At 40.8% G+C, this 9,064-nt stretch carries 7 protein-coding genes; 3 read left to right on the forward strand and 4 right to left on the reverse strand.

The features are described from left to right. Positions 1-22: 22 nt before the first annotated feature. Positions 23-2,131, forward strand: a complete 2,109-nt coding sequence (locus RDS42_RS09020) for a CDP-glycerol glycerophosphotransferase family protein (RefSeq protein WP_308783369.1) — start codon at positions 23-25, stop codon at positions 2,129-2,131. 58 nt (positions 2,132-2,189) lie between these two features. Here the strand turns inward: RDS42_RS09020 and RDS42_RS09025 are convergent, their stop codons facing one another. Then, complete coding sequence (locus RDS42_RS09025) at positions 2,190-3,308, reverse strand: acyltransferase family protein (RefSeq protein ID WP_308783370.1); 1,119 nt, start codon at positions 3,306-3,308, stop codon at positions 2,190-2,192. A gap of 108 nt (positions 3,309-3,416) precedes the next feature. Here RDS42_RS09025 and RDS42_RS09030 point away from each other — a divergent pair, with 108 nt between their 5' ends. Further along, positions 3,417-4,982 carry a CDP-glycerol glycerophosphotransferase family protein gene (locus RDS42_RS09030; RefSeq protein ID WP_308783371.1) on the forward strand — a complete coding sequence of 522 codons (1,566 nt, stop codon included), beginning with the start codon at positions 3,417-3,419 and terminating at the stop codon, positions 4,980-4,982. A 63-nt stretch (positions 4,983-5,045) separates the two neighbouring features. On the opposite strand, the gene RDS42_RS09035 is transcribed toward RDS42_RS09030, so the two are convergent. Next, entirely contained in the window at positions 5,046-5,294 is a 249-nt protein-coding gene (locus RDS42_RS09035) for a kinase (RefSeq protein WP_308783372.1), read from the reverse strand. Between the two features lie 139 nt (positions 5,295-5,433). Here RDS42_RS09035 and RDS42_RS09040 point away from each other — a divergent pair, with 139 nt between their 5' ends. Next, on the forward strand, positions 5,434-6,522 hold the full coding sequence (locus tag RDS42_RS09040) for a histidinol-phosphate transaminase (protein WP_308783373.1): 1,089 nt from the start codon (positions 5,434-5,436) through the stop codon (positions 6,520-6,522). Positions 6,523-6,541: 19 nt separating this feature from the next. Here RDS42_RS09040 and RDS42_RS09045 read toward each other — a convergent pair whose 3' ends face one another. Then, positions 6,542-8,470 (reverse strand): DUF5107 domain-containing protein, encoded by a 1,929-nt coding sequence (locus RDS42_RS09045; protein WP_308783374.1) that lies wholly within the window; start codon positions 8,468-8,470, stop codon positions 6,542-6,544. A 160-nt stretch (positions 8,471-8,630) separates the two neighbouring features. Next, positions 8,631-8,885 carry a sporulation transcriptional regulator SpoIIID gene (spoIIID, locus tag RDS42_RS09050; protein ID WP_308783375.1) on the reverse strand — a complete coding sequence of 85 codons (255 nt, stop codon included), beginning with the start codon at positions 8,883-8,885 and terminating at the stop codon, positions 8,631-8,633. Positions 8,886-9,064: the final 179 nt, after the last annotated feature.

Genomic DNA, 9,064 nt, shown 5'->3' on the forward strand with positions numbered 1-9,064 from the left:
ACACATCATATTTGGAGGTATTATGAGCCATACGAAAAACCCTGATATAAACTTTTCACTTTTTGATAAAAATGAAGGAACTCTTAAACTGACATCTGCAGAGACCCAAAAAGATTTCATTACAGTCTCCATTGCCGATCTCCCTTCTTCCTGTTCCGGAGAAGTACGTGTTCTGGTCCAGAACATCAAGGAAGACAGACCTTTTTATCTTAAATCCCAGCCTGCAGGAACTGACTGTTTCCTGATAGATCTTTCCCCTCTCAAAGAAATGGCTGTTTTTGGCAGACAGACAACCTTTTGTTTTTTTATAGAATGCACACTTAACGGCAAACAGGTCTTCTACACTCTGCGCGAACAGGAGCCGCCTGCTTCCTTACTTCAGAGATACCGGATTTTTGCCGCAGAAATATGGCTGCAGGAAACTCCATCCACTTCTTCTGTAGAATATGTAGGCGTTGCTTCCAATAAAAAAGACTTTAAAAATCTTTTCTGCGCTGCTCTTTGCAGTCGGAACCGGTATCTGGAACTTACTCACGCCTGCCGTCTCCGCTCCTGCCGCATGACCGGAGGCATACTAAAGCTGAAGTTTGATCTTGAAACAGGTTTTCATAAATATGTAAAAACAGTTTTCACTTTTCGAAGCAAATTGGCCGAAGATGCCATTTCCTATGATTTTCATACCGTCTCAGAAAAAAAACACGGAAATATGCTTCGTATAACAGCAGCCCTGGATCTAAAAACGGTAGATTTAAAAAGTATCTATTGGGATGTTCGTGCAGTGCTTCAGGGACCTGTCACAGAAAATACCGGGGAGCTTCCCATATCCATGGACGTTCCTTCCAGAATGTACCAGAAGTTTCTTTACAACGGTTCTTTTTCCGGTGAAAAAGGCTTTTTCCTTTATCCATACTATACAGGCAAACAGACACTGGCTTTTGCATACCGGGAAAAAAATAAATATGATGGGCTCAGCGTTATCTTCAAGGAGTTTCTTGCCATCTTTCTTTATCGGATCGCCCGCCCTTACTGGAAGAAAAAACACATCTGCCTTGTATGTGAAAAATTTTCTTCCATGGCACAGGATAATGGATATTATTTCTTTAAACACTGTATGGAAAATAAAGAAGAACAATTCCTTAAAAAGAATATCTACTACATCATAACAAAGGACTCTCCTGACCGGGAACGTGTTCTTCCTTATAAAAACCGGCTTTTGGATTTTATGAGCATCCGGCATCTCTGCTATATCCTGGCTGCCGATCTGATCGTCAGCTCTGATTCCAGGTACCATACCTACCCTCTTCAGAGCAGGCACAGTATCTTTAACCGGTATATAAAGAAAATACCTTTTGTTTTTCTCCAGCACGGAGTAATTGCTCTGAAAAAAGTAGATAATTTTTATGGAAAAGGTCAGAAAGGTGCATGTAATCTGTTTGTTGTTTCTACAGAGACTGAAAAACAAACCATTATAGATAATTTTGGCTATAAGCCGGAAGAAGTGATCAACACCGGTCTGCCCCGATGGGACGTACTTCATGACAAATCTCAGGACCGACGGGAAATTATGATCATGCCAACCTGGAGAAACTGGCTTGATTCTGTTCCTGATAAAGACTTTGAAGCAAGCGACTACTTTACCCATTATATGGCTCTTCTGAATTCCAGAAAGCTGGCTGATCTGCTGGAAAAATATGATCTGGAGATAAATTTCTATCTTCATGCTAAATTCCAGGAATACTCCGATCAGTTCCAGTCCAAAAGCCCACGGATCCATCTGATTTCTTTTGGAGAAACTGCAGTCAACGAAATGCTGATGCGGTGCCGCATGCTGATCACCGACTACTCCAGCGTATGCTGGGATATTCTCTATCAGGATAAACCTACCATCTTCTATCAGTTTGACCTGGATAAATATGAAGAAGCTCATGGAAGTTATCTGGATATGAAAACCGACCTTTTCGGAGACCGTGCCGAAAATCAGGAGCAGCTTCTGAGCCTGCTTGAAGAACATATAAAAAACAACTTTAAGATGAAACCAGAATACGAAAAAATGAGAAAATTCTATTTTAATTTTTCAGATCAGCAGCACAGCAGACATATCTGTGAAGAGATCAAAGAAAAATTACTGTAATTGTAAAACGACAGCCGGATCAATAAACCAGCTGTCGTTTTTCTTAAAAATCATTCTCTTATAAATTACTGTCTGCCCATGTCAGAAATCTGTCTGCTATTCTTCCGGTAATCTTATTGTACCCTAATTTTTTCCTGATAAAATCCAGAATAAAAGAAATCATAAGGCTTACTCCCAGCAGGAATAAAAAGATAAACAGCCCATGGCGGAAAGAATACACCACATCTGTCATCCACAAAGAACGTACAAATGTATGGGTAAAAAAGATATCCGCAGAATGTCTGCCCAGGAACTCCAGAACAGACCTGAGTACAGGAAGCTCTATAACAAATTCGTATGCCCACCAGATTACCACTGCAGGTACCAGACCATTCAAAAGGAATTCAAAATGCTTAATTCCCCATGGCGTATCATACACCTTAAACAACACAAGGAGAAATCCTGTCAGCAAAACAAATTTCAGTATTTTTCCCACTGTCCTGTTTTTCACAGGAGAAAACGCTTTCAGTCGTTCCAGGATCTGCCTGTCTGCAAACCATACCGCCAGAGGAACCACAAAAAGATACTTTGTTAAATGAACCTGCTTCTCCAGAAGAAAGCTTCCGGGAAGAAGGATCATAGGAACCATCAGCCAGCTGTATTTTCTGTAAAACCTTATCATAAAAGGCATAAACACTATGATCAGTATTTCCAGACTTAAAAACCACCAGGTATTTACCATTAGCGTCGTTCCAAATATCTGCCCTACCCCAAAGAAATCCATAACAACACCGGCCACGTTTTCCCAAAATCCATTCCGGTATCGGTAACTGCCCGTACCTGTAACAAAAGTAATGCCGGAACAGAAAAGAAACGGCAGCATAAACATAAAAAACAGCTTTACATACCTTTTCAGCACAAACATTGCCGCATCATGTCCCGAAAACTGATAGTCCGGCCATGATGACTTTATAGATAAGGTGAGCCCGTACGCAGACAAAAAAGCAAACATTCCCACACACATCATCATGCTTCTGCATATCATAAATACTGTTTCATCAGACAGAGGCCAGAAGCTCACCTCCGCTCCATAAAGTCTGGCTCTCTGAGAAAAGCAATGGTAACACAGCAGAAAAATAATCGCGATACCTTTCACCGCAAGTGTATTTTTTTTTGTAAACCTTAAGTTTTCTTTCATATAATATCCTGTTCCTTTTTATATTTTGACAATGATCCCAATGTATTATAAAATCATTATAAATGCCTTCTGCAGACATTTATTATACTATATTACAAGGAGTTTGTCATGGAAACTATCGTTTACGTTACATCCGTCAAAATCAAAAAATCCATAATCTATATGACTCTTCAGTCAGATCAGAAACTGGAACCACTGAGCATTGAACTGGTCTGCAGAAACGAAATGAGCCCGGCTGCGGTTCCTATGGTTTTCTCCGTATCTCATACTGACAGGACTGTAATACAGACCTCCATGGATGCCGGCTTACTGCGTCTTCAAAACGATGACTGGGAAATTGCCGTCAGCTCTGAAACAGGAAAATATACACCGATTCTGAATGGTCATATGCGCGCAGCCCTGATTTTATTCAGTTATAAAATAAAGCCTGGTCATAACTTTCTGTTTTTTCCAATGGGAGGACCCGGACATAAATTCCTTCTTCGCTGCCGTCCACTGACAAAGTACGACGGAGCCGGCACTCACATACGGGAGCTGACTGCACTCTTACTTTCCAAGCTGCTGAAACCCTTATGGAAAAAGAAAAAAATATGGCTTATCTATGAAAAGTACAGCTCCTCCGCACAGGATAACGGCTTTTATTTTTTCCGCTACTGTATGGAACAGCTTCCGCCTGAAGAAAGACGCCGTATATATTTTATACTGGATAAAGCGTCTCCTCAATGGCCAGCTATGCAGAAATACCGAAAACAAATCCTGCCTTTTATGAGTTTCCGCCATATACTTTATCTGCTTCTGGCAGATCTTTATGTAGCTTCCGATGCCCGTCTCCACGCTTTTGCATGGAAGCCCATGCCCAATCTGATATCCAGAGAGATCAATCGGCATGATATCTTTTTTCTGCAGCATGGTGTCCTGGGACTGAAACGGGTAGAAACACTTTTTGGCAAAAACGGAGCAAGCCCTATGACCTATTTTGCAGTTTCCTCTGAGAAGGAACAGCGGATCGTCACAGAATATTTTGGATATGATTCCTCCCATGTCCCTGTTGTAGGTCTGGCAAGATGGGATGCTCTGGAAAATAAATCGGATCCCTGCCGAAAAAAAATCCTTGTTATGCCTACCTGGCGTTCCTGGCTGGAAGATAAGGATGATGATTTTTTCTGCAAAAGCGATTATTACCAAACCTATATGCATCTGTTCCAAAACGAAGCACTGCTGGACCTGCTGAAAACAAGCAATACATGTATGGTCTTTTATATCCATCCAAAGCTCAAAGAATTTATGAAATCTTTTCACTCAGAAAGTCCTCTGATTCAGCTGATTCCCTTTGGACAATGTCCTCTGAACCACCTGATCATGGAATGCTCCATGCTCATTACCGATTACTCCAGTGTGTGCTGGGATGTATATTATCTGGAAAAACCCGTGGTCTTTTATCAGTTTGATTCAGAACTATACGAAAAGACAAACGGAAGCTATATGGATATGGAACATGATCTTTTTGGCGATCGCTGTATCCTGGAAGATCAGCTGATAAACACCATCAAGGACTATATTCAATCTGATTTTCACGAGAAAGAAAAATACAAAAAAATGCGGAAAGATCTTTTCGCTTTCCGCGATCACAACAACTGCAGACGTATCTATGATTTCATCATAAAGAACAGATAAACAAGCCCTAAACCGGAAGAAAAAGAGTACCGTTCTTTTCTCTTCCGGTATTTTTTGCAGCTCTCAGGCAATCATATCCGGCCAGGAAAGAATTTCCTCTGCAATCATATTTTCATAATCCCCCTCGATATCCTGACTTCTTCCGGCTTCATATACATTGGTCTCTGCACCCCAGACGCCATCATGATATTCCCATACATGAAAGCTCAGTCCCCGGAACATAAAATCCAGGCTTCCACATCCGTCCTCTTCTGTATATTGATATTTGATCTTCTTATTTTCAAGTGCGTTTTTTACAATTTCCAGCCTCATAATGTTTCTCCTTTTTCATATTTCTATATGCATTCTACTCTTACGATACCGCAGTGTCAATATGTCTGAAATCTGTTGCACAGGAAATAAAAATACTATATGATAAAGAAAAAGACTGCTGAGAAAGGAGAGTATTCCCATGAATTCAAAACCTGTTTTTCACGGAAGCGATATCGAAAAAATATGCGGTCATTATCATCTAAAAAAGGAAAATATTATTAATTTTGCCGCCAATGTAAATCCTCTGGGATTGTCTCCCAGTATAAAAAAAGAACTGTCTGAAAATCTGAATCTTCTGTCCTCCTATCCTGACAGAAACTATACCTCTCTAAGAGATACTATTTCTGAATACTGCAGCATACCTGCCGATTATATTCTTCCCGGCAACGGCTCCAGCGAGTTAATCTCACTGCTGATTCAGGAACGGGCGCCAAAACATACTCTGATCCTTGGCCCTACCTACTCTGAATATTCCCGGGAGCTGACTTTTTCCGGAAGCACGCAGGAATATTATCATTTACAGGAAAACAAAGATTTTTTCCCTGATATAGAGGATCTGTGCCGTACACTGGAGAACGGATATGATTTTCTGATCTTTTGCAATCCCAACAATCCTACTTCCTCCGCCATCCTTCATGAGGATATGAAAAAACTTCTAACTTTCTGCAGACAAAAAAATATTTTTGTAATGATCGATGAAACCTATGTAGAGTTTGCACCGGATATCTCTGCAGTCACTGCCGTACCGCTGACCCGGGAATTCGACAATCTCATGATTCTACGGGGTGTCTCTAAATTTTTTGCCGCTCCGGGCATGCGCCTCGGCTACGGAATCAGCGGAAACAAAGCCTTTCTCTCTAAAATGAAAGAAAAACAGATTCCCTGGTCCCTGAACAGTCTTGGAGCCTTTGCCGGAGAATTATTTCTAAAAGACAAAAACTACATTCAAAAAACCCGGGATCTGATCCTTGCTGAAAGAGAAAAACTGTACCATGAATTGAAGGAGCTCCCTGCTTTCAAGGTATATCCTGCCTATGCAAACTTTCTCCTTCTAAAGATCATCAAGCCGGAGCTGACCTCTTTCCAGGTATTTGATGCCTGTATCCGCCAGGGTATGATGATCCGTGACTGTTCCTCTTTCCAGTGTCTTGACGGAGAATTTATCCGGTTCTGCATCATGCTGCCGGAACAAAATCAAAAGCTGATAAACATACTAAAAGGGCTGTAACAGCCCTTTTAAGTATCTCTCATATAGATTTAAAATTAAATTTATGCGGAATCTCCGCCGTCTCTCCGAAAAGATTCCCATACAGCTCACTCCACAGCTGTCCGATAGAATCTTCTCCTTCCCGGATATCTTCCAGTATCATTCCCCCATTCTTTTCCAGAATCCTGTATGCTTTTTCGTCCTTCCCCAGTTTATGAAGAGCACTGATATAGACAAAACAGATCCTGTTATTTTTGCGAAAATTTTTATCCAGCCCTTTATATATGCTGCAGATATCGTCGTATGCCTCACAGAAAAGAAGAATACGAAATCCCTCTTTCACATAGGAGGTATCCTCTGCTCTCATAGCTATTCCCTTTTTGATACAGGAAACCGCTTTTTGTCTTTTTTCCTGAAGAAGATAAATACAGCTCAGTCCATGCAGCGCCCATGGATTTTCTTCTATTTCCAAAGATTCTCTGAATGCTTTTTTTGCTTTTTTATATTTTCCGGATACAAAATATCCGATGCCAAGATGATAAAACGCATACCAGTTATGGCTGTTTTTTTCTAAGATATTTTTCTTCAGAAAAGCAAGATTTTCTTCTGTGATCAGAAACTCATCCGGAACTTCTAAAGGATCCGGACAATGAAGTATTCCCGTTTCAAAAAACCTTTTCCATTTCTCTAATGGCTTTTCCTGAACCTCAAATTCCAGGTGGGAAACGCCTCTGCCATGTTCCTCCATAGCACCGTAACCACGCCCTTTCCATATAAGTTCTGCTTTGGTTTTTGCCATTTTATCCGTATTATTCAGCATCTGCTCCAGTTTATCAGGAACTCTTTTCCGTTTCATTTTTTCAATAAGAACTTTACTTCTTTCCTCATGATCCATTTGTCTGGTCTCATCAGAAAGCTGCACTGCTCCATACTGTTCTATCCACTCCCAGGCAGTATGAGGAGCCATAGGAATACAGCCGTACTGAGTTTTGGCAAGCCCCGCCTGTATCTCCAGATATCTGCCAGCCTCCTCTGTCAAAAACTCCTGCCAGCGGTTGGATCCGTCAGAATTTCCCCAGGAAAACAGCTTCCTGCTGCCCAGCCTTCTGGTAGATACCTGCATAAGTCCATATCCGTTTTTATCCATATTAAAAATATATTTCGGATTCTTTTCCGGTATATCAAAGAAATAGTCTACAGAATTTTTTATATTCTGATAGTCCGTGATGTCTTTCCCCTTAACCACAGGGATCGGAACCTTATAAACCACACCATCACTATTTGTATAAGCACTTTCTGCCGGAACTGTGATCTGTCCTCCCTCATACTCCGGAACTGCAATATTGCTCCACCAGTACATAGGAATAACTCTGGAACTTTCATTTACAATCCGCATTCTGCAGTTGAGAAAACGGCTTCTTTTTTCCAGCCAGAAATCCATCTGATATACTACGCCCCGGATTCTTTCATACTCATACATACGAAGAACCGGCTCTCCTTTTTCTGTTTCTGTCTGTGCTGTATATAAAGGCTCTGCAGTCAAAGGAGTGTGGCCGATCACACCAATATTCCATTCCACCCCTCCGCTGAACCATGCGTTCCTCACTGCCAGATTGCTGAAGCGAAGAACATCATTTGTATATAAAAGATCCCTTTCTGCTTCCTTATCCCACAGCTTCCACAATCTTCCTCCATACTCCGGTAAGAACACTGCTTTCAGCCAGTCATTCTCCAAGACTGCTGTTCTGACCTTTTTTTCTGACAGTTTCCTGGTATATCCATTCTGCTGTCTGTATGGATATACAGTGGCTTTTCTTCCATATGCCTCAAAAATTTCATCCTTTTCACCCAGTTCAAACTTCAGATTATTCTGAAGAATCATTTCTCCCAGAAGATCCGGAACACTGCTCTGCTGCCCCAATTCTACAGTACGCAGCTTCATTTCTCCAAAAGTAAGTACAGGCTGCATAATTCCTCCTCCATAATTTTCGCAATAGCGTTCTGTTTATGCGAAAATTCTGTAAAATATTTTACTTACATTCTATCTGATTTATATACAAAATACAAGAATCCAAAAAAGAACTGCTGCAGTTGTGGTTTATCCCATTAACACAGCAGTTCTCCTTTTCTTATAAAGCTCTGTGGAGATATTTCTCCCTAGTAGCCAGCCCGCCTCTTATATGACGTTCTGCCTTATTTACATCCAAAATCTGGCGTACCTCTGCCGCCAGTCCAGGATTTATCTCTGCTAAACGTTCAGAACAGTCTTTATGTACCGTACTTTTACTGATTCCAAATTTTTTAGCTGCCTGTCGTACTGTTGCCCTGGTTTCAATGATATAAGATGCTATCTTCACTGCCCGTTCTTCGATATAATCTTTCACAAAAATTCCCCTGGATACATCTTTTTACAATGTATGCAGGAGAAGTATTGATTATGTTAATCACAAAATCCGTGTTCTGGCAAAGAGAATCTTATTATCCCAGTCTTTTTCATCTCGCTGACAAAAAGATTTTTGAAATTCTCATATTCAAAAAATAATTTTCCTGATAAAATAAAACA

It is taken from the genome of uncultured Blautia sp. (assembly GCF_902497045.1).
Taxonomy (GTDB): domain Bacteria; phylum Bacillota; class Clostridia; order Lachnospirales; family Lachnospiraceae; genus Blautia_A.